This is a genomic window from Stenotrophomonas sp. NPDC077461, assembly GCF_049545475.1.
Classification (GTDB): domain Bacteria; phylum Pseudomonadota; class Gammaproteobacteria; order Xanthomonadales; family Xanthomonadaceae; genus Stenotrophomonas; species Stenotrophomonas nematodicola.
The window spans coordinates 25,211-42,302 of sequence record NZ_JBMWDO010000007.1 but is presented as its reverse complement, the minus strand read 5'-3'; the positions used below and the strand labels follow the sequence as shown (position 1 = coordinate 42,302).

Annotated in this window: 14 protein-coding genes; 4 read left to right on the top strand and 10 right to left on the bottom strand. The window is 67.9% G+C overall.

Annotated elements, in window-relative coordinates:
• Positions 1–100 precede the first annotated feature (100 nt).
• Positions 101–421, top strand: a complete 321-nt coding sequence (locus ACPEH8_RS13230) for a putative quinol monooxygenase (protein ID WP_166473072.1) — start codon at positions 101–103, stop codon at positions 419–421.
• Between the two features lie 4 nt (positions 422–425).
• Positions 426–1,142, top strand: coding sequence for an MgtC/SapB family protein (locus tag ACPEH8_RS13225; RefSeq protein ID WP_423667045.1), 717 nt, complete (start codon positions 426–428; stop codon positions 1,140–1,142).
• A 63-nt stretch (positions 1,143–1,205) separates the two neighbouring features.
• Here the strand turns inward: ACPEH8_RS13225 and ACPEH8_RS13220 are convergent, their stop codons facing one another.
• Positions 1,206–1,973 (bottom strand): SapC family protein, encoded by a 768-nt coding sequence (locus tag ACPEH8_RS13220; protein WP_017355996.1) that lies wholly within the window; start codon positions 1,971–1,973, stop codon positions 1,206–1,208.
• 95 nt (positions 1,974–2,068) lie between these two features.
• On the bottom strand, positions 2,069–2,983 hold the full coding sequence (locus ACPEH8_RS13215; protein ID WP_423667042.1) for a hypothetical protein: 915 nt from the start codon (positions 2,981–2,983) through the stop codon (positions 2,069–2,071).
• Between the two features lie 222 nt (positions 2,984–3,205).
• On the opposite strand from ACPEH8_RS13215, the gene ACPEH8_RS13210 reads away from it, so the two are divergent.
• Positions 3,206–3,586 (top strand): VOC family protein, encoded by a 381-nt coding sequence (locus ACPEH8_RS13210; RefSeq protein ID WP_313273527.1) that lies wholly within the window; start codon positions 3,206–3,208, stop codon positions 3,584–3,586.
• Between the two features lie 28 nt (positions 3,587–3,614).
• On the opposite strand, the gene ACPEH8_RS13205 is transcribed toward ACPEH8_RS13210, so the two are convergent.
• The 5 genes from ACPEH8_RS13205 to ACPEH8_RS13185 form a co-directional block, all read right to left on the bottom strand.
• Positions 3,615–5,312, bottom strand: coding sequence for a T6SS phospholipase effector Tle1-like catalytic domain-containing protein (locus tag ACPEH8_RS13205; protein ID WP_017355993.1), 1,698 nt, complete (start codon positions 5,310–5,312; stop codon positions 3,615–3,617).
• Complete coding sequence (locus ACPEH8_RS13200; RefSeq protein WP_037591195.1) at positions 5,309–5,824, bottom strand: DUF3304 domain-containing protein; 516 nt, start codon at positions 5,822–5,824, stop codon at positions 5,309–5,311. Before ACPEH8_RS13200 ends, ACPEH8_RS13205 begins: the two co-directional genes overlap by 4 nt.
• 70 nt (positions 5,825–5,894) lie before the next feature.
• Positions 5,895–6,752, bottom strand: a complete 858-nt coding sequence (locus tag ACPEH8_RS13195; RefSeq protein ID WP_423667039.1) for a DUF4123 domain-containing protein — start codon at positions 6,750–6,752, stop codon at positions 5,895–5,897.
• A 3-nt stretch (positions 6,753–6,755) separates the two neighbouring features.
• Positions 6,756–9,563 (bottom strand): type VI secretion system Vgr family protein, encoded by a 2,808-nt coding sequence (locus tag ACPEH8_RS13190; protein WP_423667036.1) that lies wholly within the window; start codon positions 9,561–9,563, stop codon positions 6,756–6,758.
• 136 nt (positions 9,564–9,699) lie between these two features.
• The gene (locus ACPEH8_RS13185; protein ID WP_229296399.1) at positions 9,700–10,332 is read right to left on the bottom strand and encodes a decarboxylase; all 633 of its coding nucleotides are present in this window, start codon (positions 10,330–10,332) and stop codon (positions 9,700–9,702) included.
• A 179-nt stretch (positions 10,333–10,511) separates the two neighbouring features.
• On the opposite strand from ACPEH8_RS13185, the gene tssA reads away from it, so the two are divergent.
• Positions 10,512–11,573 (top strand): type VI secretion system protein TssA, encoded by a 1,062-nt coding sequence (tssA, locus tag ACPEH8_RS13180; RefSeq protein WP_017357295.1) that lies wholly within the window; start codon positions 10,512–10,514, stop codon positions 11,571–11,573.
• 20 nt (positions 11,574–11,593) lie between these two features.
• Here the strand turns inward: tssA and ACPEH8_RS13175 are convergent, their stop codons facing one another.
• Genes ACPEH8_RS13175 through tssM form a run of 3 tightly spaced genes read right to left on the bottom strand, consistent with a single transcriptional unit; the run spans position 11,594 to position 17,081 of the window.
• Positions 11,594–12,379: an OmpA family protein gene (locus ACPEH8_RS13175; protein WP_313160457.1), complete on the bottom strand. Its 786-nt coding sequence runs from the start codon at positions 12,377–12,379 to the stop codon at positions 11,594–11,596.
• 2 nt (positions 12,380–12,381) lie between these two features.
• Positions 12,382–13,365 carry a type VI secretion system-associated protein TagF gene (tagF, locus tag ACPEH8_RS13170; RefSeq protein WP_017357293.1) on the bottom strand — a complete coding sequence of 328 codons (984 nt, stop codon included), beginning with the start codon at positions 13,363–13,365 and terminating at the stop codon, positions 12,382–12,384.
• Positions 13,362–17,081: a type VI secretion system membrane subunit TssM gene (gene tssM / locus ACPEH8_RS13165; RefSeq protein WP_287251404.1), complete on the bottom strand. Its 3,720-nt coding sequence runs from the start codon at positions 17,079–17,081 to the stop codon at positions 13,362–13,364. Before tssM ends, tagF begins: the two co-directional genes overlap by 4 nt.
• Positions 17,082–17,092 lie beyond the last annotated feature (11 nt).

Below are 17,092 nucleotides of genomic sequence, written 5' to 3'. Positions count from 1 at the left end.
AAATGACCGACCGGGATATGCATATCGGGTTTCCGACTAAGCGCAACGCGCGGTCATCGCCAGCGGCTACACTGCGCGCCATTGCCTGCTGGAGCCTGCCATGAGCGCCCCCGATACCCCGCTGGTCTTCTACGTCAAGCTCCAGGTCAAGCCCGAACGGGTGCAGGACTGGCTCGACGCGCTGCACACGCTGGTGGACCGCATGGCGGACGAGCCGGCGTTCGTGTCCTGCGACCTGCACCGCGATGCCCAGGACCCCACCCTGTTCACCCTGTACGAACGCTGGAACGAGCCCTCCGTGGAGGACTTCCTGGCGCACCAGTCGACCGACTACCGCGCCGCCTACGACGCGCTGCTCCCCGAGCTGCTGCAACGCCCTCGCGAGCCGCAGGTGCTGGAACTGCTGCAGAGCTGGCACTGAGCCCATGCGCTTCATCGAGACCTTCTCGCTCTACCCGTTCCTGGACACGGTGGTCAGCCTGGTGGCGGCGTTCGTGCTGGGCACCCTGATCGGCGCCGAACGCCAGTACCGCCAGCGCACCGCCGGGCTGCGCACCAATGTGCTGGTGGCCGTCGGCGCGGCCGCCTTCGTCGACCTGGGCATGCGCATTGCCGGCTCCACCGAAGCGGTCCGGGTGATCTCCTACGTGGTGTCCGGCGTCGGCTTCCTCGGCGCGGGCGTGATCATGAAGGAAGGCATGAACGTGCGCGGGCTCAACACTGCGGCCACGTTGTGGTGTTCGGCGGCGGTAGGCTGCTGCACCGGCGCCGACATGCTCGCCGAGGGGGTGCTGCTGACCGCCCTGGTCATTGCCGGCAATACCCTGCTGCGCCCGCTCGTGAACTCAATCAACCGCATCCCGATCAACGAGGCCGCTTCGGAGGCCACGTATGAGGTGCGGCTGAGCGCCGATCCGATCGCCACGCCGGTTGTCCGCGAGCGCCTGGTGGAGCTGCTGGAAGCGGCGCAGTACCCGGTGGGCGATGTGCAGGTGGTCGAACACGGCGATGCGCCCGTGGAGATCGTCGCGATCCTGGTCAGTACTGCCGTGGCGGCCCATGAGCTCGATGCCGTCGTCGCCCGACTGCAGCACGAACCGGGGGTGCTGCATGCCACCTGGGAAGTCAGCACCCGCGACTGACCCCGCCCCCCAAACGCGGACGGCGGCCCGCAGGCCGCCGTCCGGTGTACTGCGCGACGCCGATCAGGCAGCGGCGGGCAGCGGCACTGCGCTCTGGCGCTGCACCAGTGCATTGAAGCGCGCCAGCGAGCTCAGGTGGTGGTGCACCAGCGCCAGCCAGCCGTTGCGGTGCCAGGCCACAACCAGCGCGTCCGGCAGCTTGGAGAACTTCTCCACATCCACCACGCGGAAGCCGTTGATCGACATCTGCGCACCGTTGGACAGGGTCACGTCGATGCTGCGGTCCACCAGCAGGCCCTGCTCGATCAACGCCGCGCTGAACTGACGGGTCAGCTCGTGCTCACGGGTGAAGTCGCCGCAGAAGCGCATTGCCGCGTTGACCAGTTCGGTCGGCTCGCCATTCTCGAACAGCGGCTGGCCCTCGTCGGAATCGCCCTGGTTGACCTGCTCGGCTTCGGCATCCAGACCCAGCACGTAGTTCTGCGGGTCGTCGGTCTGGATGAAAACGAACGGGTAGCGGCGCACGTAGGCCGGCACGTAATGATCGGCGGCCCAGTAGCCATCGGTCACGAACAGGTTGTCCTTGGCCAGGCCAACGGCTGCCAGGGGCACGGCTTCCTTGCCGGTGAACAGGATCGGGTAGAACTGGGCGATCGAGCCGAACTCGCCCACCACCACCGGCAGCGAGTTGGTGCCGGCGGCGAAGCTGGCCGATTCGGTGCGCAGGCGCCAGTTGGCATGCGCTTCAGCGCTCAGCGGCACGGTCTGGCGGTAGAACAGCGGACCGGTCGGCGCGGCCGCAGCGGCCGGGGTATTCGTTTCAGCAGTCATGGAATGAGTCATTGACGACGCGCCAGTCGGCCCGGGCGCGAAAGCGGGCACCGCATTGATCGGCCACTATAGCGTGGCTTTGCGATGATTTCCGCCTACAGTTCGGTGAATTCGCTGCAGTCCGGCAGGGCCGGTTCGGCCACGTAGCGGCCCGAATCGAAGCGCAGGGTCCGCTCGAAACTGCAGTCCGGATCGCGCGCGGTGCGCAGGTCGCGGTCACTCAGCGCGCCCCTGGCCAGCGAATCGCGGCTGCGCGAGGCGAATGCCGGGAAACGGGTGGCGGTGCTGGCATAGCGCAGCAGTGGCATGCCACGGCCCTGCGGCAGCAGCGACAGGGTGGCGCTGAAGCGGTATTCGTCGTGGCAGGCGCCCTTGCGCAGGGCGGCATCCTGCTCGCCGTAGCAGGCACGGATGCTGGCCTGCCCCGCCACCGGAAGCGACAGCACGCTGCTGGTCTCCGCCCCTTCGTCAGTGTGATAGATCGTCTCCAGCAGCAGCGTGCTGCTGGAGGCACCGCCTCCCGAATAGCCGGTCGTCCGCTCCACGATGACGCCCACCACCACGTTCTCGAACGCGGCCTGCGCCGGATCGGTGGGTGCGCTGGGTGCGCCCAGGCCGGGCGCAAGGCGAAGGAGGTAGGGCCAGACCTGGAACCGGCCGTCGCGTTCGGGGCCGGTGTAGCCCACATGGCGGTCGCGCGGCTCGGGCTCGCCCGGCACGAACTCCTGCACCTGCAGAGAGGGTCTGGGATTGTTGCGGCTGGCGATCAGGCGTGCGCACCAGGCGCGGTCGGCGGTGCAGTACAGCGGCGATACCGCCTGCGCCATGTCGGGATCGCCCCCTTCCAGCGTCGGCGGTGGCGCGGTGCCGGGCTGCTCGATCAACGACTCGAGCCGGTTGCCGGCGGCATCATGGGTATCGGCCGCAAGGGCCACCCACGGCACGGCCAACAGGAAAACGGCGCAGAGGGCGCGCGGCGCCGGCAGCAGGTATGCGGAGGTATCGGTCATGGCGGGGTCCTTGCTCTGGTCAGTCCGTGCACGCGGCGGCGCCGGCAGCAATGATAGACAGTGGGGTGCCAGGATGCCCGCGCGCAGGCAATCGACGTGGATGTGCGGCTGAGCGGCGAATCGAGCGCCAGGCTGCCGACCTCGCGCGACGCGTGGACCGTCCCGCCTGTGGCGCGGCAGCGGTCGCGGTATGCTCAGCCCCCCCTGCCCGGAACCGAGCGCATGCTGCATCACCTGTCCCTTGGCGTGCGCGATCTGCCGCGTGCCGGCCGCTTCTACGACGCTACGCTCGGCGCGCTCGGCTATCGCCGCGTGTTCGACGGCCCGGAATCGATCGGTTACGGTCTGGTCGACGATCAGGACCTGCTGCTGCTCAACCTGACGCCCGACGCGACGCCGCCCGGCGATGGCTTCCATCTCGCGTTCGCGGCGCCATCGGAGCCGGCGGTGCAGGCCTTCCATGCTGCCGGGATGGCGGCCGGCGGCACCGACAACGGTGGCCCCGGGCTGCGACCGGACTACGGCGACACCTACTATGCGGCCTTCCTGGTCGATCCGGACGGCCACCGCGTCGAAGCGGTGCATCGCGGCCACAGCGACTGACCTCGCCCCCCGGCGCGGCCTGCAGCGGTCACGCCGGCTCGGTCTGCTCCTGCGGCGCGGTTGCGCCTTCCACCACTTCGCCGGGCTTGTACTTGGTGTCGCCGAAATACAGCACCCGCCACTGCGCCAGGTTGCCGATGAACCAGTGCGAGATCGAATCGTGGCCGTAGCCGTCGAAGAACGTCTCCACCGCCTCCGGCAGCAGGGTCTTGTTGTCCCAGGCGTCCAGCATGGTGCGTTCGGCCAGGGTCAACGTCTTGCCGCGCTCGCGCTTGCGTCGTAGCGCCACCATCTTGCCGACCAGCGTATCGGTCTCGCTGGCCAGGCCCTTGCGCTGCTTTTTGACCTCGCCCAGCGCGTCGCTGCGCGCGCTGAGCGCATCGGACGCCCGGTTCCATTCGGCGATCTCCTCGCTGGTCATGCTGGAGGCGGCGTAGTCGTTCCCGTACGGATCGCGCAGCCGCATCTTCTCCCGCCGCAATGTCTTGACCTCCTCCTCAAGCTGCTGCTGCCGCTGTGCCAGGCGCTGCATCGACGGCAGCTTGTCGCCACGCGCCACGCGCACCTTCAACCAGCGGTGCAGCAGCTCCATGTGCGCGGCCTGCACGTCCTCCATGCGCCCGCGCTTGATCCGCACCGCCTGCAGGTAGGCGTTGTAGACCGCCTGCAGTTCCGGATCTGTCTTGTCGAACTCGGCCCGCACCGGCGACGGCAGGCGGGTCAGCGGATTGAGCAGCACCCCGCCAGCCAGCGCGATGTCGTACATCTCGTTGAGCGCAAAGCGGGCAATGCTGTTCTGCCGGCCCTGGTGCTGCGGATCGTAGCCACCGCCCACATCCGAGTGCACGCCCGGGTACCAGATCTCCTGGGTGTTGTCGGGATAGCGCGCATCGTCGCGGGTGGAATCCAGCGGAAACTGGCCTCGCAGCTCATGTGCGGCGGTCATGTGCACCGACTGCACGACCATCGGCGGAATGCGCATGCCCTCGCCCCAACCGTTGTGGCCGTTGCCCGCATTGACCGCCGCATGGACCAGCGACGGCCATACCGACACCACGGTGTCGTACAGGCCGACGAAGCCGATCCGGATCGGTGTCCTGTCGCGATACAGCCAGGTGCCGTCCGGCTGCCGCTTGCACAGCGCAACCAGGTCGCGGACGAAACCGCGCGCCTGCGCCGCCCCGCGGGAGAAGCCGAACACCGCCACGTTGAGGATCACGATACGCATCGACGCCGGCTGCTGCTGGATCTTCATGTCCAGCTCTTCCAGCGCGTAATCGATGCGCTCGCGCCCGCCCTTGCCGATCGCCAGGCCAAGCATGCCGCCGGTATCGCCCACTTCCGGGCAGGGGGTGCCCACGCCGGCAATGTAGGTCGACACCACATTGGGGCGACCATCGATCCGCGCGCTGTACAGTCGCGCGATGTTCGACAACGCCCGTTCGGATTCGCCCTTGGCCAGTTCGGCATCGCGGTTGTTGCCCGTACCGTCGAAGAAAACGGTGAAATGCAGCGCCTGGCTGCAGCCGGTGGTCGCTTCCTCCTTGTCGGGCAGAGAGCAGCTTTGCGCCGCCTGGCGCTGCTGTCGCTCGGCGTCGGTCATCGGGCGGGTGCCCCGCGCCAGCCGCGCGGTGCGTGCGGTGGGGTCGGCGTCGGCCACCGGCTCGGGTGAGCCGGGCTCCAGGTCGACCTGGCCGGGAATGGCGGTTGGGTCTTGGGCCGTCATGGGCGCGCTGCTCCGTCGTTGGCGATGTGGCCCTTGGGCAGCACCTCGCGGCGGGAATCCCAGTAATCCTTCGAGCGGTCGATCAGTTCGGCCTCCACATGGCCGTCCTGGTAGAAATGCAGCAGCAGCGTGCGCGGGTCCGGCGGATACGGCTGCCGCACCGTCACCACCGCCGAACGTGGCTCGCGTGGGCCGGCGGTCTGGTAGGTGTTGGTGGTGAGATCGTAGCGGTCCGACAGCTCCCACTCGACCCGGATCGACAACGGTTTGTCGTGCTTCGGCGCCAGCGGTCCCATCACCGACCCGCCGTTGGTATAGGCCGAGACGCCGCCCATCCACTTGCCGTCCACGCGCACGTCATGCAGGTAGCGGTCACTGTAGTTGAAGGCAAACAAGGTCAGGTACGGTGAGCGCGGCGTCGGTTTGGCCATCGCGCGGGCGCAGCCTGCACTGGCAGCGGCCACGACGATCACGGCCACGACGATCCACAGCAGCGGTTTGTTGCTCAGCATGATGGCTCCACGACGCAGTGGGCGGCGCGATGCGCGCACCCGGTTGACGATTGAATGATGCCCGGTGCGTTCACCAGCTCTCCTCCATCGGCCACACCTCCTCGCCGATCTCCTTTGCATTGCGCCGCCCGTCCGCGAAGTCGCGCAATCGCAGCTGCCAATCCGGATCCTCACCCAGGTCGTCGCCGACCAGCAGCGCCCACGTGCAGACCATCACCACCCGGCGGCTGTCCTCGATGCCGAACGCCGCCGCCACGGCCACCGCGTTGCGCATGAACGCATACCAGTTCGCCGACGGCAGGCGGTCCAGCAGCTCCGGGTCGGTGAGCTGGAAGTGCTCGATCAGCGTGTAGGGATACGACGCGTCGATCAACGCATGCCGCTGCGGCGCGTCAAGCGTCCACGGCACGGTATGCGGATCCTGCATCGGGCAGTGCAGGGCCAGCGTGTCCCACTGGTGGTCGTGCGTCACGTAATGCCAGCGCTCGCCCACCGCCAGGAAGTCATGCCGCTGGGCATCGTTCAGCGCCTGCACCCACCACGGCAGCACGCGGCCGTCGTAGAAGCGCGCGATGAATTCCTTGCCATTCGGATACCGCGCATCCAGGCGGCGCGCCAGCCGCTGGGTCAGTTCGCCGCTCTCCAGCGGCGACTCCAGCAGCGTCAAGGCGCCAAGCGACCGCACACCGTCCTGCAATCGCAGCAGCGCGTCCTGCAGATCCAGCGCCTCCGGCAGCGGCACCAGAAAAACCGAGGTGTCGGCACTGCCGTCGGCCAACAGACCGTCGAACAGCCGCGATGCCGCATAGGGCAGCCGCTTCAGGACTGTCTGGGGCCGCTCGCACTGGGCGCCATCCAGGAGCAGATAGCGCCGGAACGCGGCGTCCAGCGACACTACGGAGGTACTGGGAAACAGAATCGGCAGCATCGCTCAGCCCTTCGGGGTCAGGGGAGCGGCGCGCTGCGCGGCCAGCAGCAGGCATTCCTTGCATACCGACTGCGGGAACACCGGCAACGGGTAGTTGCCGCTGCCGCCGGGCAGGAACGACTTCTTCGCGGCGTGCACCGTGATGGTGCCCGGCGCGGTGAAGGTGATGTTGCCGCCCTCGATGGTCACGCTGGCACCGCCGGCCGTGGCCACATGCACGGTGCGCCCCGCCGCCAGTTCCACCGCGGCCTGCGCGCTTGCCGCGCGCAGCGCGGCCTTGGACTGCACGCGGATGCTGTCGTTCTGCGCCTGCACGTCCAGTTCGCCCAGGCCCGCCACCACACTCAGCGTGCGCGTCTGCGCGCCCTCGCCGGTGCGGGCGGCAGCCAGCATGCCGATCGCCTGGCGGCTGTGCCAGCGCGACTGGCCAAGCACGATGGCTTCGCTGGCCAGGCCGCTGCCCAGCGTCAGTGTCTCGCCCAGACTCCAGTGTATGGACTGGCCGGCGCGATGCAGCACGCCGCCCGGCGCGGCCAGGCCCAGCAGGGGGTCGCCCGTATGCGGCACCCGGCCCTCCCCGGCCGACCCGTCGCGGTCGCCCGCGGCGCCCCGTGCGTCGGCAAAGGCATCGCCAGGTACCGTGGCGCGGGCGCTGCGCAGCACTGCCTCCAGCGGCGCAGCGTCGCCGACCAGCCTGGAATGCTGCGGGCGCCCCACGCCCTCGGCGCTGGCCAGTTTGACCGTCAGGTGCGTGCCGGCGGCCTGCGCGAACGTGGTGCCCAGCGTGTTCAACTGGTTCAACAGCGCAACCGGCGCGGACACGGTGCCGGCCGGCGACGCCGGGCCGGCCGCATACGCGCTCAGCCACAGGCCGGCGCGGCTGCGTACGCTGCCCCAGGCATCGCTGCGCAGTTCGAAGCCTTCGCCACGCAGGCTGCCGCGGAAGTTGTCGGCCTGGTGGATCAGGTGGCCCAGGGTCAGCGCGCTGCTTGCCTGCGTGGTCGCCAGCTGCACGCGCAACTGGCCGTCGCTGTCGTCGAACAGCAGGCGCGAATGCCCCTCGCCGGCCCACTCGCGCGACTGCACGCCCCACAGCGCGCCTGGATGACGGTGTGCGTCGTCGCCGGCAGCAGCGGCGTGCCACACGGGCGCCTGGCCGCCACTGCGATTGCCCTGTGCACTGGCGATCCGGTCGGTCGCCTGTGCATAGGCGCTGGTGTCGCTCTCGGTGGTCTTTCCGGCGGGCGTCGGGGCGACGCCCGCCTCACCCTGTCCGTTGTAGAGGCTGCCCACCACCACGGGCCGATCAATGTCGCCCTCCAGGAAGCCCACCAGAACTTCCTGGCCGACGCGCGGCAGGAACTGGCTGCCCACGCCCGGACCCGCATAGCGCTGCGCCACACGCAGCCACGTACTGTCCTGAGCGGTGCCTGCGTCCCGGCGATCGGCCTGGAAGTGGAAGCGGACCCGGACCCGGCCCAGGGCGTCGGCATGGACCTCCTGCGGTCCCTCGCCACGGGATGCATCACCAACCACCACGGCGGTCTGGTAACCGGGCGCCAGGGGACGTGGATTCAGCCGCGCGCCAGTCTCGTCGAGCAGGATCGGACGCCACACCTGGTCACGCGCTACCGCTGCGAAGGTGGCTGCAAAGCCATGCCGGCGCGCGTCTTCCCAGAGCAAGACAGCGTCGGCATCGGGCTGCACGGCCGGCCCGAGGGCCGCCTCCAGCGCGTCACGGACATCGACCGGCAGGTTGTTGATGCCTGCCAGGCGCAGCGACACCAGCAGCAGCTCCTCGGGCGCATCGCCGGGCAGATCGCGCAGCTGCAGCCACTGGCCGGCGGTGGCGCTGCGCACCGTGCCGCGCCCCTGCCAGTCATTCCAGCGGGCCTCGCTGGCCTGTGCCATCAAGCCCGCGTAGCGGTCCGCTTCGTGCCGATCCACGAATGCGTAGGCACCGCTTGGATCGTAGAGCTCACGCCCGCCGCTCCCGCCGCCTTCCAGCGGCACGCCGGCACCCAGCGAGCGCACGGTGCGGTAATCGTCGCTGTGCAGCGAGAGCGCCTGCGCGCCCAGCTGGCGCCGCTGGCCCAGTGCCTGCACGGCATCGTTCTGCTCGGTGCCATCGGCACGGTGAAAACGGATGCCGCCGCTGCGCGCACTCACCGCGTCCTGTGGCTGCACGCCACTGTCGGCGAACAGCACCAGCGCATGACCACCGTCGTTGCCATCGCCGTCATCGGGCTGCACGCGCCAGCCCAGGCCTTCCTCGGCCAGCAGCCGCTGCACGAAATCAAGATCGCTTTCGCGGTACTGCACGCAGTAGCTGCGCTGACGCGCGCCCTTGAGGAAATCGGCAACCTCCTCGCTCCAGCGCCAGGCCACGTGGCCCTGGTGCGCGGCGAACACACTGTCCACGATCTGCTGCACCGTCTGGTCCTGGAAGACGCGGCTGTGGCGCGTCTGCGCCAGCCAGCAGCTGGCATCGCAGAAGACGATGCGGTAACGCGCCACGCCGCCGTCGGCTCCCAGCAGATGCGCTTCGGTCACCACCCCGGTACGGCTGTGCAGGGCACCATCAGCCAACCGGGTCTGCAGGCTCGCGCGCGCGCCCAACCAGGACTCCAGCGGGAGATCGGCCTGCAGCGACAGGAACGTCACCTCATGGCGAAATCCCTGCGACAGCTGTTCCTGCCCGTGCCACTGCTCCACCACCACATCCGGCGCGGCCGGCAGCGAAAGTTGGTACAGACGCTGCTCACCCGACAACCGGGCCGCCTGCGTCATCAGGTTCCGTATTGCATCCATGGCTCACCTAGTCGTGCACGCAACGGGCGCAGCCCGCGACGCTTCCATCCCCTGTGGACACGACGGTAGCAGATGCCAATGACAGACGCACGCAAGCATGACGCGGTATGTTAAAGCGACGTCAATCCCTGCTGTCTCAATACGTCCCGTACGGGACTTCGACGATCACCGGCTTGCCGGGCTTGCCGACCGGCCGCAGGGTGAAGCGATCCAGCGCACCGTCGTCATCGGCGAAGGCCGTGGACTGGAACTGCAGCGTGTACCTGTCCGCGCCGACCTTCACATTGCCCGCCGCATCCAGCGTGGCCGACGGCGGCAGCAGCAATCCGCCAAGATCGCTGTACGCCTCGGCGGCGTCGAAGAACGCATATGTCTGCAGCGCCCCGTCGCGCTTCATTTCATAGACGCGCGGTTCGTACGGACGACTCTCGGTGGTGCCCTCATTGAGCACGTCCGATATCCATACCCCGGGCAGCCGGTAGCGCTGCTCCAGCGCCGCCGCATCCAACCGGTCGCTGGTGACCACCATGCAGCACACGGTGCGCTTGCCCTCGCGATCCAGCACGGCAAACCGTGTGCCTTTGGCGGTCTCCGCCGGCAGCATCGCAAACGGAATGTCTTCGAGCGCCGGCTCGGCGCCGTTCTCGGAATGGAGGTTGCGCCATCCTCCGAAGACCTTGGCATCGGTCGTGGCCTGCGCGGCGGCATCCAGGCCGGCCACCAGCCCCAGCGCCAGCAACAGCGCCTGTGAAATCGTCCTTCCCTGCATGTCGGCGACCCTTCCCCGGTGTCAGTCAGTCATGGATTGCCCGCCCCATCGCGGGCGCGGCCCCTCACGGTGCGTGCACTATGCACCGGCGCCGGCCACCAGGCAAACACCCCGGCGCGCCGTCACCCCGCACGCAAACGCAGGCTAGAATCGGCACGTTCCCAATCACGAGATTTGCCATGCTGGATCAGGATGCCCTGCTGGCCCCCATCGCCGACCACGCCCCCACCGGCGAGGACCTTGCCTTCTCGCCCGAGTTCGACCGTATCCAGGAAAGCCGGCGCGCCGACGACCCGACCCTGGACCAGGGCGAGTGGCAGACCGACATCAAGTACGCCGACTGGTCCAGCGTCGCGCGCGAATGCGCCGACCTGCTGCAGACCCGCACCAAGGACCTGCGCCTGGCAGGCTGGCTGACCGAAGCGGCCACCCAGGTCGAGGGCTTCCGCGGGCTGGCGGTGGGGTACCGGGTCGTGGCCGGTCTGTGCGACCAGTACTGGGACGAGGTGCACCCGCAGGCACCCGACGACGACCAGGAAGAGCGCATCGGCAACCTGAGCTGGCTGCTCAGCAACTCCCTGCAGTGGCTGCGCAACGTGCCGATCGTCTCGGCGCCGCAGGGCCGCTTCACGCTCACCGATTTCGAAGTCGCACACGCCCGCGCCAGCAACGGCGGCGACTATCACGACGACCGCCCCGGGCTGGAGCAGCTGGAAGCGGCACGCCGCGATACCCAGCATGAGTTCTATCGGCAGCTGCTGGAAACCCTGCCCGAATGCGCCGATGCACTGGCAACGCTGCAGGCAGCGGTGGACAACCGGCTCGGCCTGGATGGCCCCAGTTTCAGCGCGGTCCGCGAACAGATCGAGCACATCCAGCGTACGGTGATGCGGTTCGCGCGCGATGCCGGCGTGCTGCTCGACGGCGAGGTGGTCGATGCGCTGGATGCCGAAGACGCGTTCACCGCCCAGCCTGGCCCCGGCGACGCCGCCGCACCGTCGGCACGCAGCCCCGGCGGCGCACCCACCACGCGCAAGGAAGCGCTGCAGCAGCTGCGGCAGGTGGCCGAGTTCTTCCGCCGCACCGAACCGCACAGCCCGGTCGCGTATCTGGCCGAGAAGGCCGCGCGCTGGGGCGAGATGCCGCTGCACGTGTGGCTCAAGCGGGTCATCAAGGATTCCAGCGTGCTCGACCAGATGGAGGAAATGCTGGATATCAACCAGAATCTCGACGGGCAATAAGCCCGTCGAGCGTCACGCCGTTACTGGATCTTGAATTCAATGCGACGGTTGCGTGCGCGACCGTCCAGGCTGGCGTTGTCGGCCACCGGCTCGTCCGGCCCCTTGCCAACGACGTCCAGGTGGTTGGCGGCGATGCCCTTCTGCACCAGGTACGCCTTCACCGCCTGGGCGCGCGCATGGCTCAGCGCCAGGTTGCTCTCGCGTTGGCCGACATTGTCGGTATGGCCGATGACCACGAAGCTGGTATCGCCCATCTGCACCATCTTTTCGGACATCTCGTCGAGAATGCGCATGCCCAGCGGGGTCAGCTTGGCGCTGCCGCTCTGGAACTCGATGATGCGGTTGGCCAGGGTCTGGTCCAGCAGCTTCTGCTGGGAGCCCACCTTGAGCGCGTTGGTCACCGTGTAGGAGGTGTTGCTGGCCAGGCTCAGGTCACTGGCCACCTGCTGGCGCAGCGCCTCATTGCCGACCTCGCCACTGACCCGTACCGACTGGCCGTTGATCTCCAGCTTGCCCGGCGACACCCGCTTCAGCCCGGGGTTGATCATGCCGGCCACGTAGTCGCCCCAGTTCGGCGGTGTGGCGATGGACTCGACCTGCACACGGTCCACCACCCGCTCGGCACCGTAGACCTCACGCAGGTTCTTCAGCAGACGGGCCTTGGTGGCCTGGTCGGGGACCACGCCCTCGATCACGACCGGCCGTTCGGTGCCAGCCGCCGCCGGCGCGGCCTGGCCGGCAGCAGCGGCCGAGCCGATCGACGTCAGTATGGCCAGGACAAGTACATAAGCAGAACGAAGGCGCATGGTCAGGTTCCCAGGAAAGTCTCGCCGAACAGGCTGCGCGCCGTGCTCAATGCCAGGTCATCGCGATCCAGATAGCTGGCAAAGCGATTGAGGTTGTAGTCGCTGTGCAGGTAGTCGTCTACCCATTCGGCCTGCTGCACGCGGATCAGGAAGTCGCCGGCCTCGGCCGGGTCCAGCACCGCGCGCAGCGCGTGCCGGTCGGCACCGTTGAAGCCCACCACCATCGTCGGCGCGGCATCGTTGCGGATCAGGACGGCCAGCTCGAAATCGCCACGGGCAACGAAGCAGGACACGATGTCCAGCCAGAATGCCGCCACCAGCGGCCGGTACAACGGATCGCGCACCAGCGGAAACACCAGGGCCCTGTCCACGTTGACATCGCCGCCGCTGAGCACCGGCTGCAGCAGCAGGCCGAGTGCCGGCAGCGCCTGCTTCAGCACGACATCCGGATGGCCCGCATCGCGCAGCAGGCGTTCCATCGAGCCGATGGTCTGGCCGTCGAGGAAGTCACGGAATGTGGCGTTGTAGGCGCTGGGATCGGTGCTGATGCTGAAGCGCGCATCGGCCAGCTCGTTCAACGCCGGACCGGCGTCTTCGTCACTGAAGGCCTGGCGCGCCATGCGCGACAGTCCCGACCACGCGTTGGACATGGCCAGCGGGCTGCGGCCGATGAACGGCAGCGGCTCGGCCGCCTCCAGGCGCACCGCCGACAGCAGCGGGAACCGCCGCTGCGAGGCATCGCGACTGGCCAGGAAGTGCCCGCACAGAACCAGCTTGCTGCGCGAACCGAGGAAGGCGTAGTGGATCTCGGGCGAGGCATCATAGACGCGCTTCCAGTCCGGGTTCTGCGCCAGCAGTTCCACGCTCTCTCCGGCCCAGCGGTCCAGCCAGCCGAGCAGCTGGTGGTTGTCCGCCGCGCGCACGAAGTCGCCCCGCGACGGCACCTTGCCGAAGTAGGACACCCCGGCACTCACGGCGCGGCTCATGGCGTACCTCCGGTCGACTGCGCAGGCGCGGTCGGCGCAACGGCACCGGGCGCGGTCGGCGCGGGTGCCACCGGGCCGCTGCCGGCCACGGTCTGCGGCAGCTGCAGGCCGCGCTGCCAGTCACCGCCATCGGCGGCAGCACCGGCACGACGCACCACGCGCATCTCCACCGTCACCGCCACGCCATCGGCGCTCCAGGTGATGCGGCTGCTGCCACCGTCCAGGTGCTCGTACTGGCCTTCCTTCATCAGTCGGCTGAAGCCATTGGCGCCGGCGGCGTTGAACACCTCCACGGTGCGGCCATCCGGGGCCACCGCGGTGACCTTCGCGCCAGGCACCTGGCCAAGGTTCGGGTACTGCATGGTGGTCCACTGCGGCGGCGTGTTGCGGTAGCGCAGGGTCTGGCCATCGATCTCGATCGTGTACTCGATCGCACCGGTGGCCGGCGACGGCAGCAGCTCGAAGATGGTGGTGTCCTGCGAGGCGGCCCCCGCTGCTCCCCCGCTGACCCAGTTGCCGTACTTGGCCACCAGCTCGTTGGACAGGGTGATGCCCATGCCCGCCCAGCGGCGCGCTTCCAGCAGGTTGCCGCGCTGGATCACCAGCGTACCCAGGGCGTCCTTGTTGAACGCGGCGATGCTGCCGCTGGCACCGAAGATCGCGGCAATGTCGCTCGGCGCGGCATCCACGTCCGAATTGAGATTGAAGGGATACTGCTGGCCGATGCGTGCCTTGAACGGCTCGTACACCTGCGCGCCCCAGCTGCGGTTGACCTCACCCTCGGTCGGCTCCACCAGCGCCATGAAGGTCTGGGTCAGCGGACGCAGCAGCAGCGGGCGCAGCGCGTCGCGCTGGGCCGCATCCAGGCCGGTCAACACCTGCTCGTCGACCAGGGCCAGTGCCACGCTCAGCTCGGAGCCCTCATTGCTGAAGGTGTCCTGCATCAGCTTGCGCGTGCCCACGCCCAGTTCGCCCTGGCTCTTGATGTTGTTCAGGCGCGCACGCAGCTTGCCCAGCGTTTCGAAGTACGCGTCGATCACCGCCGGCTGGTCCGCGCGCTTGGTGGTCAGTTTGGCAATGCCTTCGAACGCCTTGCCGATCGGGCCCACCGGCTGTTGCTGGACCGCCGCCTCCGGGTCCTTGCGCAGGATGGTCTTCTGGAACCATGCCACGAACCCGCCCTTGGCCTTCTTCGAACGCGCTTCGGCGGCCGGGTTGTCCCAGATGGTCTGCTCGTTGATCTTCTCCAGCAGCAGGCGCAGCGGCGAGTTGGTGGCGTCGCCCAGCGTGTTGATGCGCGCGGTGGCCTGCTCGAAGGTGTCGAACTGGGCGATGCTCAACCCCTGCATGAACTTGGTCCATTCCTTGGCGTACTCCTGCTTGTACAGGGTCACCAGTTCGCGCGAAATGTGTTCCGGGCTGCCCGCCAGCGACAGATCGCTCTGCTCGGTGGTATCAAGCACCCAGTCGGTGGTGCTGAGCTGGGTGTTGGCCGCTTCGTTGATCGCGTCCTTGACATAGTCCTCCCACGCCTTGCGCGAGAAGGCACCGGAAATGGCGTAACTGCCGGTGATCAGACGGCCGTTGCGCTCTTCGCCAACCAGCGAATCCACCGTCACCGTCGGGAAGCGGGCACCGGCACGCGCCTTGATCTGCGCGAACACGCGCTGCATCGCCGGCTGCCCCTTCATCACCTTGGTCAGGGCCTGGCGGCTGTCGCTGACCAGCGTCACCTTGTTCTGGATCTGAGGCCAACCCGGATCTGCCGACTGGGCCACATAGAAGTTCATCAGTTTCTCGGCGGCCCGCACCATGTCCTCGCGACTCATCTGGCCACGGTTGGCATCCAGCCAGTTGCGCCAGAACAGGGTCAGCTGCTGGGACAGATGCGCGCTTTCCACCTGCTTGCGGTTGCCCAGCATCAGGTAGGTCTTGAGGGCGTTGTACGCATCGTTGGTGCTGGTCGGCGACGCGTTCTGGTACAGCACCTCGCTCTCCGCTGCCGCCTGCGTGCCCTGCCCCAGCTTGTCACGCTCGGCCACCACCTGGCCGAGGTAGCCCTCCAGGCTGCTCACGGTCGGATCCAGCATCACCTGCTGCATGCCGTGGTAGTACTCCTTCATCAGCTTGGCGCGGATGTTGTCGCCCTGGTACAGCCCCAGACTGGTGGTGATGCCACCCTGCTTCTTGTAGCGGTCCAGCTGCTCCATGCGGTCCTGCAGCAACAGCAGCGCATCGATGCGCGACTTCAGGTCCACGCGGTCCTTCTGCACGCGGACAGCCTGCTCCAGGTCCTTGGTGGCGTTGTTCACCAGCTGCACGTTGGTGGTGTACGACCAGGTCCACAGGCCCAGCGCGAGGGCCAGCACGCCCACCGCACCGAGGAAGACGCCGTAGCGCAGGCGGTTCTGGTGCGGGCTGGAATACTGACGCACCAGTTCCTTGTCCGAGAAGATCACCTTGCGGAACAGGTCCTTGAGGAAGAACGCGGTCTGCCCGGTAGGCGCGGCATCGGTATCGGCGCCGCGCGAGGACAGCGAGAACTGGCGGCCCACGCGCTCGGACGCGTGATGCACCGAATGCCCTTCCTGCAGTGCGCTGCTGAAGTAGAACCCACGGAACACCGGCTTGAACTGGAACGGATTGTCCTCGAACAGCGTCGCGATGAAGGTGCGCAGCGCCGGCTTGATGCCGACGAACTCCAACGGCAGCGTCAGCAGCCCCGGCGACACCTCGCGACCGCGCTGCATCGCCATGTGCGACAGGCTCATTTCCTTGATGCCTTCGGCCAGCTCATCGAAATGGGCATCGAAGGCGGTCAGCGCATCACTCTGCGCCTGCACATCGAACGGCAGCGTCGCACCCCACACGCTTTCGCGTTCGGACGGATCCAGGTTGCGGAAGAACTCGCTGAACCCGGCGATCAGATCGGCCTTGGTGAACAGCACGTACACCGGCGCGAACACTTCCAGCCGCTCGGTGATCTCCTGCACGCGCTGGCGCAGGTTCTTGGCCAGTTCGATGGCGAACTCGGGCTTGCTGCCGGACAGTTCGGCGATGCTGACCGCGATGATCACCCCATTGATCGGCGCGCGCGGACGGTTCTTCTTCAGCAGGCCAAGGAAGGTCAGCCACTCCATGCGGTCTTCAACGCTGACCGAGTATCGGCCGGCGGTATCCAGCACGATCCCGGTAGTGGTGAAGTACCAGTCGCAGTTGCGGGTGCCGCCGATGCCCTGGATCACATTGCTGCGGTTGTCCTCGAACGGGAACTGCAGCCCGGAGTTGAGGATCGCGGTGCTCTTGCCCGCCGCCGGATTGCCGATGATCACATACCACGGCAGTTCGTACAGCGCTGCCTTGCCCTTGAGCGCCCCCAGCCGCGACGACTTGATCTGCTTGACCGCCTCCATCATGCGTGACCGCAGCGCTTCGGTGTCGGCGCGTTGCGCCGGTTGCGCCGATGCGACCGCCTGGTCGGCCTGGGTCTGCACCATGGCTTCCACACGCTTGGCCGCCCGCCGGGCCAGGATGCGCTTGATGACCCACACGATCAGCGCCAACAGCAACAGCGCCGCCAGCACCACCGCCACCCAGATGCCGATCTGCCGGGCCTCGGCCGCGCCGAAATACGCCAGCGACCCCGCGCCGATCAAGCCGATCACCATCCACAGGCGATAGTCGCTGAGGAAGAACCTGAAATTACTCAACATCATCTAGGCGTCCA

Coding starts and splice junctions, on each gene's coding strand:
- ACPEH8_RS13175 (WP_313160457.1), bottom strand. CDS start 12,379: ATGCGCCTTCGTTCTGCTTATGTACTTGTCCTGGCCATACTGACGTCG.
- ACPEH8_RS13230 (WP_166473072.1), top strand. CDS start 101: ATGAGCGCCCCCGATACCCCGCTGGTCTTCTACGTCAAGCTCCAGGTC.
- tagF (WP_017357293.1), bottom strand. CDS start 13,365: ATGAGCCGCGCCGTGAGTGCCGGGGTGTCCTACTTCGGCAAGGTGCCG.
- ACPEH8_RS13185 (WP_229296399.1), bottom strand. CDS start 10,332: ATGCAGGGAAGGACGATTTCACAGGCGCTGTTGCTGGCGCTGGGGCTG.
- ACPEH8_RS13200 (WP_037591195.1), bottom strand. CDS start 5,824: ATGCTGAGCAACAAACCGCTGCTGTGGATCGTCGTGGCCGTGATCGTC.
- ACPEH8_RS13220 (WP_017355996.1), bottom strand. CDS start 1,973: ATGACTGCTGAAACGAATACCCCGGCCGCTGCGGCCGCGCCGACCGGT.
- ACPEH8_RS13195 (WP_423667039.1), bottom strand. CDS start 6,752: ATGCTGCCGATTCTGTTTCCCAGTACCTCCGTAGTGTCGCTGGACGCC.
- ACPEH8_RS13190 (WP_423667036.1), bottom strand. CDS start 9,563: ATGGATGCAATACGGAACCTGATGACGCAGGCGGCCCGGTTGTCGGGT.
- ACPEH8_RS13210 (WP_313273527.1), top strand. CDS start 3,206: ATGCTGCATCACCTGTCCCTTGGCGTGCGCGATCTGCCGCGTGCCGGC.
- ACPEH8_RS13215 (WP_423667042.1), bottom strand. CDS start 2,983: ATGACCGATACCTCCGCATACCTGCTGCCGGCGCCGCGCGCCCTCTGC.
- ACPEH8_RS13225 (WP_423667045.1), top strand. CDS start 426: ATGCGCTTCATCGAGACCTTCTCGCTCTACCCGTTCCTGGACACGGTG.
- ACPEH8_RS13205 (WP_017355993.1), bottom strand. CDS start 5,312: ATGACGGCCCAAGACCCAACCGCCATTCCCGGCCAGGTCGACCTGGAG.
- tssM (WP_287251404.1), bottom strand. CDS start 17,081: ATGATGTTGAGTAATTTCAGGTTCTTCCTCAGCGACTATCGCCTGTGG.
- tssA (WP_017357295.1), top strand. CDS start 10,512: ATGCTGGATCAGGATGCCCTGCTGGCCCCCATCGCCGACCACGCCCCC.